The sequence below is a fragment of the Shewanella sp. T24-MNA-CIBAN-0130 genome, assembly GCF_040310185.1.
Lineage (GTDB): Bacteria > Pseudomonadota > Gammaproteobacteria > Enterobacterales > Shewanellaceae > Shewanella > Shewanella psychromarinicola.
Genome location: NZ_JBEOPP010000357.1, coordinates 1 through 263 on the forward strand (window position 1 = coordinate 1; position 263 = coordinate 263).

Sequence of the window (263 nt, forward strand, 5' to 3'; positions counted from 1 at the left end):
GTTCTAGGGTTGTCTGGCGGCAAAGACAGTAGCGCCTTAGCATTATTTGTCAAAGAAACGTATCCCGAATTAGAAGTTGAATACTTCTTTACTGATACCGGCTACGAGCTACCAGAAACCAACGAGTTTATTGATAAACTTGAAGAAAAACTGGGTTATATTCACCGTTTAAATGCACGATCATTAAACAATATTGAAGGTCGTGGCGAAAAAGACTTTGCACACTTGCTAAAAGAGCACGGTAACTACCTGCCCTCACAACG

1 protein-coding gene is annotated in these 263 nt (G+C 41.1%); it reads left to right on the forward strand.

Annotated elements, in window-relative coordinates; genetic code table 11:
* Nucleotides 1–263 (forward strand): phosphoadenosine phosphosulfate reductase domain-containing protein (locus AAEZ02_RS22715; RefSeq protein WP_351125346.1); only part of this gene is annotated, 263 nt, incomplete at both ends.